17 protein-coding genes and 3 tRNA genes are annotated in these 17,948 nt (G+C 42.3%); 7 read left to right on the forward strand and 13 right to left on the reverse strand.

Annotated features, from left to right (window positions below):
• The 3 genes from CWC29_RS11715 to CWC29_RS11725 all read right to left on the reverse strand — a co-directional run bounded on the left by CWC29_RS11715 (position 1) and on the right by CWC29_RS11725 (position 2,154).
• Complete coding sequence (locus tag CWC29_RS11715) at positions 1-489, reverse strand: regulatory protein RecX (RefSeq protein WP_138522335.1); 489 nt, start codon at positions 487-489, stop codon at positions 1-3.
• On the reverse strand, positions 489-1,286 hold the full coding sequence (locus CWC29_RS11720; RefSeq protein ID WP_128725551.1) for a BPSS1780 family membrane protein: 798 nt from the start codon (positions 1,284-1,286) through the stop codon (positions 489-491). The genes CWC29_RS11715 and CWC29_RS11720 overlap by 1 nt, the downstream gene beginning before the upstream one ends.
• Before the next feature lie 241 nt (positions 1,287-1,527).
• A complete protein-coding gene (locus CWC29_RS11725) occupies positions 1,528-2,154 on the reverse strand; it encodes a GTP cyclohydrolase II (protein ID WP_128725550.1) in 627 nt (208 codons plus the stop codon).
• A 160-nt stretch (positions 2,155-2,314) separates the two neighbouring features.
• Here CWC29_RS11725 and CWC29_RS11730 point away from each other — a divergent pair, with 160 nt between their 5' ends.
• Genes CWC29_RS11730 through CWC29_RS11740 form a run of 3 tightly spaced genes read left to right on the forward strand, consistent with a single transcriptional unit; the run spans position 2,315 to position 5,521 of the window.
• Positions 2,315-3,541: a hypothetical protein gene (locus CWC29_RS11730; RefSeq protein ID WP_138522337.1), complete on the forward strand. Its 1,227-nt coding sequence runs from the start codon at positions 2,315-2,317 to the stop codon at positions 3,539-3,541.
• Positions 3,541-3,963 carry a type 2 periplasmic-binding domain-containing protein gene (locus tag CWC29_RS11735; RefSeq protein WP_138522339.1) on the forward strand — a complete coding sequence of 141 codons (423 nt, stop codon included), beginning with the start codon at positions 3,541-3,543 and terminating at the stop codon, positions 3,961-3,963. Before CWC29_RS11730 ends, CWC29_RS11735 begins: the two co-directional genes overlap by 1 nt.
• Positions 3,956-5,521 (forward strand): sensor domain-containing diguanylate cyclase, encoded by a 1,566-nt coding sequence (locus CWC29_RS11740; RefSeq protein WP_138522341.1) that lies wholly within the window; start codon positions 3,956-3,958, stop codon positions 5,519-5,521. Before CWC29_RS11735 ends, CWC29_RS11740 begins: the two co-directional genes overlap by 8 nt.
• Positions 5,522-5,590: 69 nt before the next feature.
• Here CWC29_RS11740 and CWC29_RS11745 read toward each other — a convergent pair whose 3' ends face one another.
• The gene (locus CWC29_RS11745) at positions 5,591-7,405 is read right to left on the reverse strand and encodes a DUF3413 domain-containing protein (protein WP_328820803.1); all 1,815 of its coding nucleotides are present in this window, start codon (positions 7,403-7,405) and stop codon (positions 5,591-5,593) included.
• Between the two features lie 111 nt (positions 7,406-7,516).
• Positions 7,517-8,023 (reverse strand): DUF3087 domain-containing protein, encoded by a 507-nt coding sequence (locus CWC29_RS11750; RefSeq protein WP_138522345.1) that lies wholly within the window; start codon positions 8,021-8,023, stop codon positions 7,517-7,519.
• Positions 8,024-8,192: 169 nt separating this feature from the next.
• Here CWC29_RS11750 and CWC29_RS11755 point away from each other — a divergent pair, with 169 nt between their 5' ends.
• The 3 genes from CWC29_RS11755 to CWC29_RS11765 all read left to right on the forward strand — a co-directional run bounded on the left by CWC29_RS11755 (position 8,193) and on the right by CWC29_RS11765 (position 10,077).
• A complete protein-coding gene (locus CWC29_RS11755) occupies positions 8,193-8,828 on the forward strand; it encodes an energy transducer TonB (protein ID WP_138522347.1) in 636 nt (211 codons plus the stop codon).
• Between the two features lie 93 nt (positions 8,829-8,921).
• Entirely contained in the window at positions 8,922-9,479 is a 558-nt protein-coding gene (locus CWC29_RS11760) for an RNA polymerase sigma factor (protein ID WP_128725543.1), read from the forward strand.
• Complete coding sequence (locus CWC29_RS11765; RefSeq protein ID WP_128725542.1) at positions 9,472-10,077, forward strand: hypothetical protein; 606 nt, start codon at positions 9,472-9,474, stop codon at positions 10,075-10,077. Before CWC29_RS11760 ends, CWC29_RS11765 begins: the two co-directional genes overlap by 8 nt.
• A gap of 9 nt (positions 10,078-10,086) precedes the next feature.
• Here CWC29_RS11765 and CWC29_RS11770 read toward each other — a convergent pair whose 3' ends face one another.
• Complete coding sequence (locus CWC29_RS11770; RefSeq protein ID WP_138522349.1) at positions 10,087-11,463, reverse strand: Na+/H+ antiporter NhaC family protein; 1,377 nt, start codon at positions 11,461-11,463, stop codon at positions 10,087-10,089.
• A gap of 212 nt (positions 11,464-11,675) precedes the next feature.
• On the opposite strand from CWC29_RS11770, the gene CWC29_RS11775 reads away from it, so the two are divergent.
• A complete protein-coding gene (locus CWC29_RS11775) occupies positions 11,676-12,524 on the forward strand; it encodes a MurR/RpiR family transcriptional regulator (RefSeq protein ID WP_128725540.1) in 849 nt (282 codons plus the stop codon).
• 58 nt (positions 12,525-12,582) lie between these two features.
• Here CWC29_RS11775 and CWC29_RS11780 read toward each other — a convergent pair whose 3' ends face one another.
• The 7 genes from CWC29_RS11780 to prfB form a co-directional block, all read right to left on the reverse strand.
• Positions 12,583-13,740 carry an exo-beta-N-acetylmuramidase NamZ family protein gene (locus CWC29_RS11780; RefSeq protein ID WP_138522351.1) on the reverse strand — a complete coding sequence of 386 codons (1,158 nt, stop codon included), beginning with the start codon at positions 13,738-13,740 and terminating at the stop codon, positions 12,583-12,585.
• 556 nt (positions 13,741-14,296) lie between these two features.
• Positions 14,297-14,373 (reverse strand) — tRNA-Arg (locus tag CWC29_RS11785).
• Positions 14,374-14,509: 136 nt separating this feature from the next.
• Positions 14,510-14,586, reverse strand: a tRNA-Arg gene (locus CWC29_RS11790).
• 21 nt (positions 14,587-14,607) lie between these two features.
• Positions 14,608-14,700 (reverse strand) — tRNA-Ser (locus CWC29_RS11795).
• 106 nt (positions 14,701-14,806) lie between these two features.
• The gene (locus tag CWC29_RS11800; RefSeq protein WP_235956569.1) at positions 14,807-15,001 is read right to left on the reverse strand and encodes a hypothetical protein; all 195 of its coding nucleotides are present in this window, start codon (positions 14,999-15,001) and stop codon (positions 14,807-14,809) included.
• Positions 15,002-15,239: 238 nt separating this feature from the next.
• On the reverse strand, positions 15,240-16,790 hold the full coding sequence (gene lysS / locus CWC29_RS11805) for a lysine--tRNA ligase (RefSeq protein ID WP_099030199.1): 1,551 nt from the start codon (positions 16,788-16,790) through the stop codon (positions 15,240-15,242).
• 27 nt (positions 16,791-16,817) lie between these two features.
• Positions 16,818-17,916 (reverse strand): peptide chain release factor 2 gene (gene prfB, locus CWC29_RS11810; protein ID WP_100053028.1). Its coding sequence is split into 2 segments (ribosomal slippage): positions 16,818-17,840 and positions 17,842-17,916, totalling 1,098 coding nucleotides; the frame shifts between segments, so codons are not numbered across the junction.
• Positions 17,917-17,948: the final 32 nt, after the last annotated feature.

Genomic DNA, 17,948 nt, shown 5'->3' on the forward strand with positions numbered 1-17,948 from the left:
TCATTCACCCTTTATTTCTTCTTGCTCTGCTGCTGTCATTGCAGCTTCAATTGCAAAATCTATTTCATCAAAACTAAAGCCACGATAACTCATGTAACGCACGCGCTTAGTTTTTTCTTTATATTCTATCGGTTGTGCGCAAATACCGTACTTTTTTTCATAGGTTTTTGCGGCTTGCATGTACCAATCAATTTCGCGCTCAGCAATTAGTGTATGCAGAACCTCTCGGCTCACCCCCTTTTGCCCTGCATCCATTAATACACGCTTTTCTCCAAGTCCTTTTGCAATCTGGCGGTTTAGAAAGCTCTCTGCATAGCGGTCGTCATTAACGTAATCGAGCGATTTTAGCCAAGACACCAATTGCTCTGCGACTGCCGCTGTAGCCCCTTTCTGCAGTAGTTTTTGCGTCAATCCTGACTCAGAGTACTCTTGTCTCGACAATAACCAAACCGCATAGTTTTTTAGCTTTTTAATTTCTTGTTCGTCCATCAGGCGTCAAAGCGTCCTGAGTCAGACTGAGAGATGTCAGCGTTCTCATCATTTTCTTTCTTTTCAACGACGATTGGCATAAACATCGCCTGAAAAGAAACAAAAAAACCTATCATCGCGACCGGCATGATTATAATTGCAGGGATCATAGACAGCGGTATAGACGCGACGATAAGTGCGGCGACGACTAAGCCGTAAATACTCAGCGCAGCCATATTATGATAAAAAGCGGCAAGCGAGCACTTCATCGCGTGAAAAATACGTTTCTCACCCTGGAAAAAGACCTGCGGCACGACAAAAGCAAAGGCCATCATAATGACCGATTGTGCAATCACAAATACTGCAACTTCGGCAAAACTAATATTGCTCGCGATGAGTCCGATAAGTTCATTCGGATCCGTGTTTGGGCCAACACTCTCGAGCGCAGTCGCTACATCACTGAATAGCACACCGGCAACCATAGTCAGCAACAGTGCACCTGCCATTTGATATATACCAACGCGGAACAAATTTAATCGCCGCCCTTTTGCTGCAAAAGGCTCAAAGATATCAGCCAATTTTATGGGTTTATCGATCTGTTTATTGATGACAGCAAGATAGAAACCAGCGCTTAAGAAAGGACCAGACAATGCAGCGATAATATGAAAAATAGGTGCGAACAGAGGCAATAAACTTACTACTGCCATGAAAATATACATCAGCATGAAAGTCATAGGCTGGGTTTTGAAAATTGCCCACCCGGCTTTTAGCCACTGCACGCCCATGCTTGCTTTGAATGTTCTAATTGGTGTCGACATAGTCCACTTAATTTAAGCTATAACGCCTTCGATTATACTGATTACCACGTCGGGTGAAAAGCCATGAAAGGCGTATTTATCAGCGCTTTTTCGCATATTTTAGGTAAATACTGACAGTTAACGTAACCTATTTAAACATCTTGAGTTTGAGGAGTTAAAAATGAAAATTAAGTGTTTGGTGCTTCAAGCCAACCGGAGCAGTTATCTAGTTGGCTTGTAATAATGGTTTTATGCGATTGGGCTAATCAGCTTTTGATATCTTTTTGATATCGAGCATGTGGGCACCATGTTGAATCTTAGTTTTTAGATATTGTTCATTACCAGAAACCCCTGCTTTAACATGCGCCTGAGTGCCGACCACTTCATCGACGATAATACCTGCATTTCTCAACGCCTTTAGCTTTCTAGGATTATTCGTCATTAACTTAACGTGGTTTAATCCGAGCGCCTGAAGCATCAACACGGCATCAGAGAAATCTCTTAAGTCATCTTCAAAGCCGAGGTGGTTGTTTGCCTCGTAGGTGTTCATCCCTTGTGATTGCAATACATAAGCATCGATTTTATTGTATAAACCAATGCCACGACCTTCTTGGCGCAAGTATAGTAATATGCCGCCCTGTTTATGCATCGTCTCGATGCACTCATTTAATTGTTCGCCACAATCACAACGAGAAGAATGAAAGACATCGCCAGTCAAGCACTCAGAGTGCATACGGATTAGGGGAATTTGCTGCTGACTGTCTGCGCCATTAAATACTAGCGCAACGTGTTCTTGACCATCTTTTAGCCCAGAAAATGAAACTATTTCTGCAGGGATGTTACTGTGCTGCCCTACTTTCAGCCCGACTCTCGCTCTTACTTCTGCCACGTCTCAATCTTGCCTAATGTGATAATATAACAATATGTTACCATAAATGGGATATGGTGTCTCTTGCATCATTATACAAGGGCGAGACGAACATCGCATTGGTAAATGTCAAAATTCGAACTAGGCTGTATAAAAAGGAAAGCGAAAACGTATATATCTCATGCGCTCTGTTTTTATCTGCCTACTATTATTTTCAACCACGTTTAGCTACAGCTCTGACATTGATTTCAGCGGCTTCGCTACGCTCAAAGCGGTTAAAACAGATTCACACACAGCCAAAATTAGAGAGACCATCTCTCAACCAAGTGGTGTCACCAAAGATGAGCTCGACTTTTCATTTTCTTCTTTGGGTCTACAGGCCGAGTGGCATGCAAATGATAATGTAGAGCTTGTTGGCCAATTGCTTTTAAAAGAGCAGCGTGATGATCGAGTTAACAATGCAATCAAACTAGCTTTTCTACGCTACAACCTAAATTCAAACTGGCAATTTCGCGCAGGACGCACCGGGTTAGACCTATTTTTAATGACTGAATATCGTGATATTGGCTATTCAATGGATATGGAGCATCCGCCTGTCGAGTTTTATTCTATTATTCCTCATCAAAACTTGGACGGTGTTGACTTGCAATATCGCGCACCACTTCATCAAGGCATAGCCGGCATCAAAACATACTGGGGGCGTTCCAAATCTCCTATATATAGTGATAATGATTTTTTTTGGAATGTAGAGCTCAAGTCTATCTTAGGCGTGGCGATACAATACGAAACGTTAAACTGGCTGTTTAGAGCCAACTACACAACGACAAAGTCAGCAAATGAACACCAGCAGCAACGGCAATTACGTGACGCTTTGTCACAAGTTCCGTTACAAGTTTGGCCAACAAGAAATGAGCTGATCGAATCATTGAATATCCTCGATAAACGCTTTACTTATAGTGCGTTCAGCATGAGATACGATGACTCGAAGTGGTTGGTACAAAGTGAAATATCTTTGACGGATTCAAATTCCAGCGTACTTAATCGCTTAAAAGCAGGTTATATCACATTGGGTAAGCGCTTCGATTTAGACACCTTGTCTTTCACTTACTCACTTGCTAAATCCGACAACGAAGAGAGAGTAGAGCCAGGTCCACTTGTTCCATTACCCGAGTTAATGCAAATTTATGAAGCCGCCTCCATGCATTCTGGCTTTTATCAGCTGGATCAGTATAGCACCTCGGTTACTTGGAGACGTGAGCTAAGCCCGACATTAGCTTTAAAGCTCAACTGGAAACATACATCAGCCGATCACTTGCCAAGCGCTTTCTATCTTCATCACATTGACCAGTTTGATGATCCCGACCTCTCGTTCAACACCTTTACGCTTAGCTTTAATTGGGTGTTCTGATGGGTAGGTTACTTTCTATTGTTTTCGTCCTAATTTCTTATCCATTCTCGGCAACTGCTGATATTGCGGTCATTGTTAACAAAGACAACCCTGTTGACTCTATATCTCAGCGTCAGCTCATCGACATGTACATGGGAAAATACGTTGCCTTTCCCAACGGCGATATGGCTGTGACCTATGACTACGAAAAATCTCACCCTTTAAGAGGCCCTTTTTTTCTGGCACTGACAGGACGCAATGAGAGCCAAATCAACGCCTATTGGTCGAGAATAAAGTTCAGCGGTAAAGTTTCTCCCCCACAGTCATTTTCCTCACCGTCGGCTATACTTGAAAATGTTAGAAATATTCCAAATGCAATCGGCTATGTTCCAGCAGACTTTGTAACAGGTGATGTGAAGGTAATCTATCAAATCAATGACTAAGTATGGGTTGATCGTGCGACTGGCACTCGTGCTTGTTGTCTCGACTTTTATTTTTTCGATGCTTTACGCTAAGTTATATCACGACCATATTTTTGACCGTGAGCTTCGGCGCTCTACTACTATTATCGGGCAAATTGGCCAAACTGTTTCATCCTCCTCTTCTATTGCGACTTATCTCAATGATAAAGATCTTGCTGTAGAAGTTATTAATGGCCTAGTCAGTAATGACGTTATTTCTTCGGCTGCAATTAAGAGTGAAGCAAAATGGCTTGCTCAGAGTGTAGGGTTTAAGCCACAAGATGCCACTATTATTAAACTTAATCATCCATTTTTATTGAGCGAAGTTGTTGGTGAGATCTATATACAACCAAACTCCGTTTTTATCGAACAAAATGCTAGAGAAATCGCACGTTCAAGCGTTCAAACCTTACTGGTCGTAATCATCCCTATCTTGATCATCTTCACTGTTGTAACACATTTCATAGTGACAAAACCCCTAAGCAACTTGAGCAGTCAGATAGCGACAGTTATTCCTGGAACACCTTTGAATTTAGTCGTGCCAAGAGGACACAGATCGAGTGAAATCGGCGACATTGCGAGTAATGCCAATCAACTTATTGCCAAAACCGCTTCTATGTTTGAGCAAGAACGGCAACTAAGAGCTGATATTGAAGTGCTAGAGAAGCGCTTTCGGCTCATGTTTGAAAGATCTTCCTCTCCCACTTTATTGGTAAAAGATAAAGGCGAAGTCATCTTAGCTAACGATGCTGCCTGTGATTTACTGGCTCGCATGGCTATTGACCTTGATGAATATTTCCCAGAAAGCTTTGGTCGGTACTGCACGACTCCAGATATTCTTTATACTTTCACTGAGCATACACTGGAGTTAAACCAACCAACCCAGTCAGAGTTTGAATTCATTAATCCGTTAACCGAACAACCTGTATGGTTGAGCATTATCATGTTGAGAGTCGAAAGCGGTGGGCATTTCTACTTACAAATCTTATTGTCAGACATCACCCTACGAAAAACTGTGTTTCATGAGCTCAATAGAAAAGCAAGTCGCGATAAACTTACTGGCCTTTATAATCGTCATGGTACTGAAATAAAAATCAACGAGTGGTTAGATAACGAAGCTCCCTTTAGCCTCTTTATTATTGATTTGGATGAATTTAAGCCAATCAATGACATTTATGGCCACAACGCTGGTGACGCGATGCTAAAACATATCGCTTTACAGATTAGCGCTCAGGTTAGAGAACAAGATGTGGTTTGCCGCTGGGGGGGAGATGAATTCTTGATTGCCTTGCACTGCGCCAAAAATGAAAAATTGCAGCGTATCGCTGAAAGTCTGCTAGCGGCGATAAACACTGAAATGATTTGGCAAACGCCCGAAGGGAAATCACAACCACTACGAGTTGGTGCGAGCATAGGTATCGCAACTTACCCAAGGGACGCGGTTGAATTAAGTCAATTAATTGAATGTGCTGATGTCGCTATGTATACGGTCAAAAAAGACAAGAAAAATGCCTTTCAATTCTACTCGTTAAGCGCTTAGAGACTATAGCTCGCGTTAGTGTGTACTGATGAACAACACAGCCCACCAGCACACATAATTTACTTGTATTTACTGAAAGTGGCTTATCTGCTGCATTGCCTCTTGAATATACTCAAAATTTGGCTCTTGTTCAGATGGCTTGTTCGCTGGGTCGAGCAACTCATAGGTTCCCATGGGTGAAACTTCAATAATTTGCTGCTTACTCACAACCGCATATTTATTATAGCTGCTAAGTAGTAACCAATTTCTCTGTTTAACCGGTCCAGTTAAGTTATAACCCGCGCTATAACCTTTAGGCGTACTTTTGACCCCCAAGTACTCGTTCATCAACGTCGGTACCACGTCTAAATGACTGGTCACCACATCTGAGGCTTGCCAATGCTGCCACTTTTCGCTTTTTGGCCCAACCACAACAAATGGCACTTTTATCTGTGGTTCCGTAAAATTACTATTGTGTCCCCAGTAATTAAGCTTGTTGTCATTAAGCTCTTCACCGTGATCAGAAGTAATGATCACAAGTGTATTTTCTATATCGAGTTGCTCTAATACCGATGCAGCGAGACTGTCTACAAAGTGTGTACTGGTCAGATAACGATTTAAAATTGGTTCTCTATCATAATTGTTGTCCAACAACATATGATTAATGGGGCCGTGCATTGGCTCAAACCCAGCATGGTAACCCTCAGGAACTGCATAGCCATGGATTGCGTCATAGAAAATAAAGCTAAATGAAGGCTTATTTGGATCTCGCTTTGTGTACCAAGAAGACCAGTTTTTTGTGACCTGCTTATCTCGCGCTAATACGTCATCGCCTTTTGTATGCGTTTTTAGTCCCTCAATGCGAGCAAACACGGTTTCATTAAACTCTGGGCGAACCAGTTGTGCAGACGAAAATATCCCAAATTGATAACCCAAATCGCGCATTCTATCCATCAATAATGGCGTAACTCGATTATTGTAAATATCCTGCCAAGCAGTGCCAGGCAAACCATAAAACAGTCCAGAGATCCCCGTTCGTGTAGAATTACCTGTGGAGAAATGTTGATTGAAGACCACTCCCTGTTGTGAGAACCGCCAAATATTCGGAGTAACTTGTGCCGTGAAAGCATCATAACGCCAAGAATCTAGTACCACAAAAACAATATCGAGAGGCTTTTCAACTGGCTCTACTTCAATAGGTTGTAACGGATAGTTAAATTGTCCTTGTGTTAAAGACATAGACTTTTGCTGTGCCAGTGCCTCCTCGTCAACAAGACCGTATTTACGCATGAAGGAGTTTGCTGTAGCTGGTTTAAAAAATGGTAAGTATTTACTGAACCCCGTAATCGGTTGATATACCGTCGCACTAGCCCAAGCATGCATTGTGTTACTCGCCAACAGCGCTATAACGGTCACACTGGTAAACTTTCGACCAAGCCGCAACTTCATAACAGTTCGGGGTTTACTCAGCCACGTTGCAAGATAAAACTGGAAAACAAATATCACAATAAAAATAACGATCGCTTGAGCCCACGCTATTGGAGAAAATTCTATAACTTGCCCGGCAAGCAACATATCAACAATAACACCATTAATATGAAATTTGTAAAGCTCAAAGCACAAGCTATTCACAATAAGCGCTACAAAAAACAATGCATAGAATAAAGCAAAGCAAAAAAACCTTACTTTATTTGACCGTAACAATATTATCGGCATAGCCACAATACTCACTAAAGCCGTAAGCAAAGCCATGTGGCTCCATGTCGATATAGAAGCATAGAATAGCGTCAATCCGTGATAATCGACAGGGTTTGTATTTACGACATTTATGGTAATTAAGATTGAGAAAAGAGAATTGATAAGAACCAACCAGCCAAACTGGTGTAAACGATGACGTAATAGCACAACCAACCCGTTCCTTTAATAGAAAAAATTGGCTTGCTATATTACCGACATGAAACAAAAGTGTCACATTAAAAATTGTGAAAATTTATAAACTTAATCTAACTCACTCGGTTAGTATTTTTGTAAAAGCACTTCGTGGTAATTTTCTGCTTTTATTTCAACCTGATACTTGGACGCAAGCGCATCTAGCTCCGCTTGCCACATCGCTAAATCATCCATTGTTATGGTGTTGTCATCCAGTTGCCACAGTTGACGAGACCCAGCATAGCTATACTGTATTGCCGTCATCGCGTCCACATCACCTTGCTGTGCAGCCTGCTTTAACTTCGACATTTTACGGGTAATTTTGTTCAGTGACTGCTTTAAGTCCCACACATAACTGACTTCGGTCATAAAAGGGTGCGCTTTATACTTTTTGAGCACAAGTCCAATGACGATGCAGGTCGCTGCCACACCAGTTAAATTCCAATGAAAGTGACTGCCATCGGCGTCAGGAAATAGCTGGATCAATAACTGAGCAATACCTAAACTGCCAACAGTCAAAGCCACAACACAGGCAATAATTACTTGATTTAAATGTTTGCGATAACGCGCTTTATTGATCTCAACTAACTTCATAACTACCTATGATGACCACGAAAAATAAAATATGTGTTCTGCTTTTCGTGCATTGTAATCCATAGCCTGCAACCGAGCCAAGATACATATCAAAAAAATCTAAAAACTTTCACCCTGTTTCATTTACCCAAACGTTCTATATATGAAATATCATACTGGGGATGAAATCATGACAACATTAACGACATTTAAACAACCGAATTCAACGATTCTAAAACTTGCGTTTTCATTTGCTGGCGCAATTGTGATTACTTTTGCTACTTTCAGTTTTATGCAAAATTTAGTTTCTCAAGAGTTAACGCGTCCAATTGTAGATATAGAGGTATTTGACCTTACGATAGCAACAGACAAAGAGGACTCTCCTGTAGCGGAGAAAAGCACAAGACCTGAACCACCCAAGCCCATGGTTGCGCCTGTTAGACCAGTTGAAAATATTGTTGATACAGGAAATAACCTACAAATTAGTAATGAAGCACCTGATATCAATTTAGGTAAATTCACTAATACTATGACACTAAAACTTAACACTGATGGGCAAGCGACTCCACTTGTTAGAAGCAACCCTAACTACCCACCAGCAGCCGCAAGAGAAGGAGTGGAAGGCTGGGTTGAAATGGAGTTTACCATTTCTCCACAAGGTGAAGTATTTGATGTTAGAGTAACAAATGCAGAACCCAAAAGAGTATTTAACCAGGCCGCTATAAGAGCACTGAGAAAATGGAAATACAGACCGCTCATCGTTGACGGAAAGCCACAATCACAATACGCTCAACGTGTTGTGTTAGAATTTACATTACAACAATAAATAACAGTAGATAAGTATCCAACCAATTTGAGAGGTTAACTCCAAAGTAAATCACTGAACAACACAAATTGGTATAACGACGTGGAATTGCCTATGCTGAGTAGCCTGAAAATGTGGCGCATTCGCGCCACCAGCAATATAGAAGATCCGCTCTATGAGTATGCTACGACGGGTAAAGTGAAGTACCTAGAGCAAGTCATTGAGCGCTATCAAAGTGATTTATTTCACTTTCTAAGAACACAAACACAGACAGCATCGGCAGAAGATATATGCCAGAAAACATGGCTTAAAGTCATCGAAAAGAAGAGCTCTTATCGACAACAGGGTCACCCCAAAGCTTACCTGTTTCAAATTGCACGTAACTTGTTAATCGACTCTATTAGAGCATCAGATAAACTCTCGGAGCTTACTAACAGTAAAGTAGGCACCATTAGCACCGATGCACTCACTAAGACCTCTGAACAGTCGTGGCTATACCAGCAAATAGCTGCGCTTCCTTTATTACAAAAAGAAGCGCTAAGCCTACAGTTAGAAGGGTTCAGCTTAGCTGAGATAGCCCAAATTGTCGGGGCCACACAAGAAACTGTGAAAACTCGAATTAGATACGCAAAAGAGACTATTAAGTCTCAGGTGAGTGAAGAGCATGAGTAATTTAGATGAATTTGACGTAAAACTGAAAGAGGCTTATCAAGCTAATAAACAGAACAAACCGCTAACACTGGCAGCTCGCGTCAAGGTACGGGTGGTGAGCTTTATCCATCACTATCTCAGTCGCGTAGAAACATGGCAGTGGAGCGCAGTTACTTGTTCACTCGCCTTACTTTTCACCTTGTGGTACCAGAATCAAGATTTTAATTTTAATAAAGAATACAATTCAAGTGCACATTTAGTGAGTTATGGCAACTTTCAGCACATCGAAACGCATGAGCTAACACAAGGCCAATATCTAGCTCGGATAGATGAACAAAAGAAAGTATTAGATGCCCAATTTGAAGTCGCAAAGCAGCGAGTTCAAGAGCAACGTTACGGTAGATTGATTGCGATTAACGACAACGCTTGGTTGATTGAGGAATGTAATACTCGTACTCTAATCGAGTTAAAAGAGAGTTTACTCAGTGCTATGCCACAATCAAAAACCAGTGTTATCAATTTTAATACACCCGTTATGCTCGCACTGTCGACCGCCGAAAAAGGTCAAATAATTGCAATTGAGAGTATGGGGCAACACCAAGTTTTGGCTTGCCCCTAACAGGCGCTCTTAAATCATAATAAGGCTGGCAATAAAGAAGCAGATAATAGCTAATACGCCCCCCACCAGTGCATAGGGTAGTTGGGTTTTAACATGAGTTAATAAATCACATCCTGATGCCAGTGCCGATACTGCGCTGGTATCAGAGATAGGCGAGCAGTGGTCGCCAAATATGCCGCCACTTAAGATAGCTCCAAGTACGAGTGACGGCGGTAAGCCAAGCGCTTGAATAAGTGGCACACCAATCGGTATTAATATGGCAAAGGTGCCCCACGACGTACCGGTTGTAAATGACATGATTGCACCAGTAATAAAGAGCACTGGCACTATCAAGTAAATAGGCAGATAGTCACCAACTAAAGACGCGACAAAAGTCCCGGTTCCCAACTCTTTTAGACTTGCACCTAAGGTCAAAGAGAGCAACACAATGCTTACCAGTGGTAGCAGCTCCCCCATCCCCTTAAATCCAACATCCATTAGTTCGTGATGACTAAACCTCTTGCCAGTCAAAAGCAGCAGGTACGCAACCGTTGAAGCTAAGATTGTGGCATAAAGTACTGACTTAGAGCCGCTACCATTTGCCAATACACCATCGCCTGTCCAAAACATAAACCCAATCATACTCACAATCAGCGTCAATAAAGGGATCAGCATATAACGCGACTTGGTGGCGCTCGGCCCACTACTTAATTCACCCGTATGGTGCTTTAACTCTTGCTCTTCACTCTTCATCGGTCCATGGACCTTATCAAAGACAATCGTATAGAGAACAATTAACAGCGCGATAATCGCGTAAAAATTAAACGCGACACTCCCCCATAAAATGCTCACTGCTGATTGCTCAAGTTCATAGTTGCTCAGCAGTCCGAGAATATAAGCGCCCCAGCCATTAAGTAAAATCAAAATACATACAGGAGCGCTAGTACTATCGATAATGTAAGCCAAACGAGCTCGGCTCATTTTGAACTTATCAAATAGTCCCCTAGCAACAATTCCTGAGGTTAGCACGCTCATATTTGATTCGATGAACACCGCCGTGCCTGTAAACATAGTCAATAAGCCAACCTGACGTTTACTCTTAGCAACGCCTCGATTAAGCAACATATTCACCGTTGCTGCAACACCGCCAGACTCTCGTATGTAGGCGAGCAATGCACCGATCACTATGCTAAAAATCAAGATCCGACTGTTACCTGCCGATGTTGCAACCTCGATAACACGTTCAATACTGCCCACAAATGTGCCTGCAACTAACGACTGCTGGCCATGTAAAGCTAATAAAAATTCGGAAGAAACTAGCGCTAAAATCAATGCGATAATTACTTCTTTACGCCAAAACACGACTGCAATTGCAATCAAAGGTGGCAAAATCGAGTACCAAGCCATATAGTTTAATCTATAAATTCAAAACACTTAGCTTAAGTTAAGCGGTTTAAAACACCAAGTCTTTGCGACTAAATTAAATTTAAGTCAACATTTAACCCCAATACTGGTACAATGAGTGTGTTTTGTGCAATGATATTCCTTTTTGGTCTATCGTAACGTTCCAATTGGACCTATAATATGGACAGATTAAATTAGTTCGGATTGAGTATCGTATGTCTACATTTGTCAAAATAAAAGCACTTCGTCCATCACTATCTAATAGTGAGGCAAAGCTTGCTGACTTTACCTTGAACTCGGGCGATAAAATCCGTGCGCTTTCCTCTGTTGAACTGGCACGCGAAGCAGGTGTCAGCCAATCTAGCGTCGTAAAATTTGCCCAAAAGTTGGGTTATAAAGGATTTCCAGCTTTTAAACTTGCCGTTGTTGATGCGCTCAATGAGCAAACAGACAATAGCGCCCCAATTGATGAGTTAATTTCCAGCAATGATTCTATCGAGTTGATCGCAGATAAATTACAACTAAAACAGCAAAATGTTATTTCCGAAACTCGAAAATTGAACTCAGCAAAACAGTTCGAAAACGCAATTCAGTTAGTGAAAAATGCACGAAAAGTCATCGTATGTGCACTTGGTAGCACTTTCACGATGGCACAGGATTTAACTTGGAAACTCCAAAAGCTTGGTATACCTGCGATTGCTCAAGTTGATGAAATCAGCGCCTCTAGCTTTATTGCAACAATGGGGAAAGACGATCTTTTAATTGTGATCAGCAATACAGGAACCAGCAAGAGCTTGCTAACCTTGACTAATCAAGCATTGGATAATGGCTGTAAATGTCTCGCCATTTCACGTTACGGTAGCCACTCACTCGCAGAAATGGCGGATGCGATACTATATTGCATTAATGAAGGGGAACCACTTAAACATTCAGGTATGCTGTCTCGTACTTCTCAGGCCTACCTTATTGATGTTTTATTCACGGCACTTACGCAATCTAACCTACATTGGCAAAAACGTGTGGATAAGGCCAATGAAAACATGCAAATATTGCGTAGCGAGTAAGATGTAAACCTCTAACGGCAGACTTTCACTGCCGTTTACCTCTAGCAAAGACCCAATACTACCTCGGATATAATAAATACTTTTTCCGCTGCTTTAAAAAACCTTGTACATCCTGCTGCCACAGTTTTCTCAATTCTAATGCTGATTGGCCAGACTCAATGGCTTTGCGGATTTTGTCCGTGCCAGCAAGCTTATCGAGAAAATCGGGGGACTGAAAAAACGCTTTATTCTCGTGCTTGAACTGCGCGTATGCAGCAACAAACCAAGTTAGATCAAAACCTCGTACATTGCTGTTTCTTAAATCCTGACCAAACGCAGTCACACCGTTTAATTTAGGATTAGAAGCCGCGCCTAGCACTGGTCGAGGAGTGAACTGAAACTCCCCCAATTTAGGATCTGGGTAGCCAAAAACTTGAAATGGAAAATTCGTTCCACGACCAACAGAAATAGGTGTCGCTTCAAAAAAGCACAATGATGGATACAAGTAGATTGCTTGTTGGTTTGGTAGGTTAGGACTTGGCGGGATCGGCAATCTATATTCAGTGCTGCCACTATAGTTTCGCATTGGAAATACTCGTAACTGTGGCGCTTTAAGCGAGGTTAACCACCCCTCTCCTTTAATCATAGTTGCCAGTTCGCCAACGGTCATGCCATGCAATACAGGAATGGGATGCATACCAACAAAAGATTGAAATGGTTTTTCTAATAATGGGCCATCAACATACGCAATATTTGGATTTGGCCTATCAAAAACCCAAAATTCAATATTTGCATCGGCTGCAGCTTCCATCGCGAGGTGCATAGTGCTGATGTATGTATAAAAGCGCAACCCCACATCTTGAATATCAAAAATAAGCACATCGATATCTTTGAGCTGCTCAGGCCTTGGCTTTTTATTACTGCCATAAAGCGAAATGATTGGTAGCCCAGTTTTCACATCCTTTGCATCATCGACTTTAGCACCCGCATCATAATTACCACGAAAACCGTGTTCCGGTGCAAAGACCTTTTTAACATCCACTTCTTTATTAAGTAAGTAATCAACTAGATGCTGGTCGTCAACGCGAGATGTTTGGTTTACGATTAATCCGACGCGCTTACCTTTTAACACAGGTAAATACTCATCTGCGCGCTCAGCACCTAATGTAAGCGCTTCAACAGTTAAAGGAACACAACAAAAAGCAAGCAGTAAACAAATTCTGAGTGATTGAAACATATAACGCTTTCTCTAAATAAATACGCGATTAGGGTATCAGTCAGAAAAAAAATGAAAAGTGTTTCGGGAGTTTAATCATGCAGTAGTGAATCTCTGAGCGTTGTCGTCTTCAACTTTCGTAAAAGATCGCAGGGTAAACCTGCTCCTACACGAGATATTTAAGTACAAAAAAACCGACTTTCGTCGGCTTGTTTATCTCTTTATTTCACCACTTGAGGAAAAGTGGCGGACGCAGGACGTGTGTTATGGAGAGTGAACCTCCGAGCGCCGTCGTATTCAACTTTTGTAAAAGATCGCAGGGTAAACCTGCTCCTACACGAGATATTTAAGCACAAAAAACCGACTTTCGTCGGCTTGTTTATCTCTTTATTTCACCACTTGAGGAAAAGTGGCGGACGCAGGACGTGTGTTGTGGAGAGTGAACTTCCGACCGTCGTCATATTCAACTTTTGTAAAAGATCGCAGGGTAAACCTGCTCCTACACGAGATATTTGGGCACAAAAAAACCGACTTTCGTCGGCTTGTTTAACTCTTTATTTCACCACTTGAGGAAAAGTGGCGGACGCAGGAGGATTCGAACCTCCGACCGCCTGGTTCGTAGCCAGGTACTCTATCCAGCTGAGCTATGCGTCCGTTATGAATGTATAGTTTTCCAACTTTCTTTATATTTAACCACCTAAAGAAAAGTGCTGGACTCAGGACGTATTTTTTGAAGGTGAACCTTCGACCGCCTGTTTCCTGCCTTTATATTTAACCACTTAAAGAAAAGTGGCGGACGCAGGAGGATTCGAACCTCCGACCGCCTGGTTCGTAGCCAGGTACTCTATCCAGCTGAGCTATGCGTCCGTACAAGACAACCATTAAAAATGGCGGAGAGGGAGGGATTCGAACCCTCGATAGGGCTACAAACCCTATACTCCCTTAGCAGGGGAGCGCCTTCGGCCACTCGGCCACCTCTCCGTCTTGTGGGGCGTATAATATAGGTTAGAAAAAATATGTCAAATACTTTTCTTGTAAAAAAGCACTGAATGGTGATAGATTGTGCAGTCTGCTTAGTTACTCGGCACTAACGCCAATTTTTACTCATTTTGTAGGGGGTTAGGATTGCTGTAGGTGTTCTTAATGCACGTTGTTGACGCAAAACTTCGTCCAAAAATGCTTCTTGATAACCAAGCTGCTGAAACTCAGCGATACAAGCCCGATAATATAAAATTCTCGCTTGCTCGTGCTCATCGACATTTTCAAACTCATTATTGCTCATCTTTTTGGATTCCCTATTCGTTATTTTTAACGCAGCAGTAGAACTTGAAAAAGACTAGTTAGGAAATTGGGATAATCTAGTTTCAAAAGAGAAACAATTTTTATTATGAATAGGCGTTGGCAATAAGGACATAATAAATCTAAGTATTTAGAAATACTGTGAGATTTATCTTACGAAAATAACAGAAAAGCGCCATAAGGCGCTTTTCTAGATGTACGTTCAGATTACGTGAAAATACTTACTGTTCAGCTTGCACTTCAGGACGCATATGCGGGAACAAGATAACGTCTTTAATAGTCGGTGAGTCCGTGAATAACATCACAAGGCGATCGATACCAATCCCCTCACCCGCTGTTGGTGGTAAACCATGCTCTAGCGCACGGATATAATCCGCATCGTAGTGCATTGCTTCATCGTCACCTGCATCTTTTTCTTCCACTTGGCGAGCAAAGCGCGCAGCTTGGTCTTCAGCGTCATTAAGCTCAGAGAAACCATTTGCAAGCTCACGGCCACCAACAAAGAACTCGAAGCGGTCAGTGATAAATGGGTTTTCATCGTTACGACGCGCAAGCGGTGACACTTCCCAAGGATATTCAGTAATGAACGTCGGTTGGATAAGTCTGTGTTCAGCGACTTCTTCGAAGATTTCACATAAGAACTTACCAGGGCCCCATACACAGTTTTCAGGGATCTTAACGTGAACTTTCTTAGCGTATGCTTTTAGTGCTTCAAAATGGTTTTCTGGATCTTTGAAGATTTCAGCTTGTGCTTCAGCATCTGGGCCATATTGTAAAATAGCATCAGCCATAGACAAACGCTGGAACGCACTACCAAAGTCATACTCAATCGTCTCTGTCACTTCGCCTTCAGCATTCTTCACAGTATTAACAACCGTAGTAGTGCCTAACACGTCTTGTGCCACGGTGCGTAACATGTCTTCAGTCAAGTTCATCAAATCATTGTAATCTGCATATGCTTGATAGAACTCAATCATAGTGAATTCTGGATTATGGCGTGTAGATAAACCTTCGTTACGGAAGTTACGGTTGATTTCGAATACACGCTCAAAACCACCAACCACTAGACGCTTAAGGTATAACTCAGGCGCGATACGTAGATACATATCGATATCGAGTGCATTGTGATGCGTTACAAATGGACGTGCAGAGGCACCACCAGGAATAACCTGTAGCATCGGCGTTTCCACTTCCATAAAGTCACGCTCGGCTAAGAAACGGCGAATACCTTCAATCACTTTTGAACGAATACGGAATGTTTCGCGCGTATCCATGTTAGTGATCAAATCAACATAACGCTGACGGTATTTTGCTTCTTGGTCAGTCAGACCGTGGAACTTTTCAGGTAGTGGACGTAGCGACTTAGTCAGTAGTTCATACTCAACCATGTCGACGTATAAATCGCCTTTACCTGATTTATGAAGCGGACCTTTAACACCAACGATATCGCCGATATCTAATTGACCATACTTCTCTTTTAGGTCTTTTTGTACGTCTTTTGAAGCATAAGCCTGAATACGACCTTTCATGTCTTGCAGCACTAAGAAAGGACCACGTTTCGCAAGCAAACGACCCGCAACAGAAACATGATGATCAAGTTCTACCAGCTCTTCTTTCGATTTATCACCAAACTTAGCTTGTAGATCTTGTGTGTAGTCTTCGCGGCGGAATGAGTTCGGGTGGCCATTCGCAGGGCAATTTTCCCGGATCGCATCTAGCTTGCCACGACGCTCAGCAATAAGTTTATTTTCGTCTTGATTGTGATCTGTCATTGTTTAGCTCTTAGTTTAGCTTGTGGATTAAAGGCCTGATTTCAGGCTTGCTTCGATAAATTTGTCTAAATCGCCGTCTAGTACGGCTTGGGTATTGCGATTTTCAATACCTGTACGCAAATCTTTAATACGTGAATCATCTAGCACGTATGAACGGATTTGGCTGCCCCAGCCGATGTCAGATTTTGCATCTTCTTGGGCTTGCTTTTCAGCATTTTGCTTTTGCAGTTCAAGTTCAAACAATTTCGCCTTTAACTGCTTCATCGCCTGATCTTTGTTCTTGTGCTGCGAACGGTCATTCTGGCACTGCACTACCGTATTGGTCGGTAAATGGGTAATACGTACCGCAGATTCTGTACGGTTAACGTGCTGACCACCTGCGCCCGATGCTCGATATACATCGATACGAAGATCTGCTGGATTAATATCGATTTCGATATTGTCGTCAATTTCTGGGTAAACGAATACAGAAGCAAACGAAGTATGACGACGGCCGCCTGAATCAAAAGGACTCTTACGTACCAAGCGGTGTACGCCCGTTTCTGTACGAAGCCAACCATAAGCATATTCGCCCGTGACTTTAACTGTCGCACCCTTAATACCAGCAACGTCGCCATCTGTCGCTTCAACGATTTCGGCTTTAAAGCCTTTCGCCTCAGCCCAGCGCAAGTACATACGCAGCAACATATTACACCAGTCTTGAGCTTCAGTACCGCCAGAGCCTGACTGTAAGTCGATGTAAGCATCGTTGGCATCTTGCTCGCCCGAGAACATACGACGAAACTCTAGTTTTTCCAGCTGCTCAACAAGACCGTTGACCTCTTGCTCTGCTTCAGTGAAGGTTTCTTCATCTTCGGCTTCTACGGCAAGCTCAACCAGACCTTCCGCATCATCGGCACCAGCCACAAGATTGTCGATGGTTTCAACAATCACTTCTAAATTCGATTTTTCTTTGCCCAGTGCTTGGGCTCTTTCCGGCTCATTCCATACAGCAGGATCTTCTAATTCGGCATTAACTTCTTCTAAACGCTCTTGCTTTAGAGCGTAGTCAAAGATACCCCCTAAGAAGCTCTGTACGTTCGCGAATTTCCTTGATTTGATTAATCACAGGATTCACTTCAAACATTTACCTTTACTCCAGAACTAAATTTGTCGGTT

It is taken from the genome of Pseudoalteromonas galatheae, from assembly GCF_005886105.2.
In the GTDB taxonomy this organism is placed as follows: domain Bacteria; phylum Pseudomonadota; class Gammaproteobacteria; order Enterobacterales; family Alteromonadaceae; genus Pseudoalteromonas; species Pseudoalteromonas galatheae.

Bases quoted from the DNA above. Each gene is read 5' to 3' on its own strand.
- CWC29_RS11715 (WP_138522335.1), bottom strand. From the start codon at position 489: ATGGACGAACAAGAAATTAAAAAGCTAAAAAACTATGCGGTTTGGTTA.
- CWC29_RS11720 (WP_128725551.1), bottom strand. From the start codon at position 1,286: ATGTCGACACCAATTAGAACATTCAAAGCAAGCATGGGCGTGCAGTGG.
- CWC29_RS11730 (WP_138522337.1), top strand. From the start codon at position 2,315: ATGCGCTCTGTTTTTATCTGCCTACTATTATTTTCAACCACGTTTAGC.
- CWC29_RS11735 (WP_138522339.1), top strand. From the start codon at position 3,541: ATGGGTAGGTTACTTTCTATTGTTTTCGTCCTAATTTCTTATCCATTC.
- CWC29_RS11740 (WP_138522341.1), top strand. From the start codon at position 3,956: ATGACTAAGTATGGGTTGATCGTGCGACTGGCACTCGTGCTTGTTGTC.
- CWC29_RS11750 (WP_138522345.1), bottom strand. From the start codon at position 8,023: ATGAAGTTAGTTGAGATCAATAAAGCGCGTTATCGCAAACATTTAAAT.
- CWC29_RS11755 (WP_138522347.1), top strand. From the start codon at position 8,193: ATGACAACATTAACGACATTTAAACAACCGAATTCAACGATTCTAAAA.
- CWC29_RS11760 (WP_128725543.1), top strand. From the start codon at position 8,922: ATGCTGAGTAGCCTGAAAATGTGGCGCATTCGCGCCACCAGCAATATA.
- CWC29_RS11765 (WP_128725542.1), top strand. From the start codon at position 9,472: ATGAGTAATTTAGATGAATTTGACGTAAAACTGAAAGAGGCTTATCAA.
- CWC29_RS11770 (WP_138522349.1), bottom strand. From the start codon at position 11,463: ATGGCTTGGTACTCGATTTTGCCACCTTTGATTGCAATTGCAGTCGTG.
- CWC29_RS11775 (WP_128725540.1), top strand. From the start codon at position 11,676: ATGTCTACATTTGTCAAAATAAAAGCACTTCGTCCATCACTATCTAAT.
- CWC29_RS11780 (WP_138522351.1), bottom strand. From the start codon at position 13,740: ATGTTTCAATCACTCAGAATTTGTTTACTGCTTGCTTTTTGTTGTGTT.
- CWC29_RS11800 (WP_235956569.1), bottom strand. From the start codon at position 15,001: ATGAGCAATAATGAGTTTGAAAATGTCGATGAGCACGAGCAAGCGAGA.
- lysS (WP_099030199.1), bottom strand. From the start codon at position 16,790: ATGACAGATCACAATCAAGACGAAAATAAACTTATTGCTGAGCGTCGT.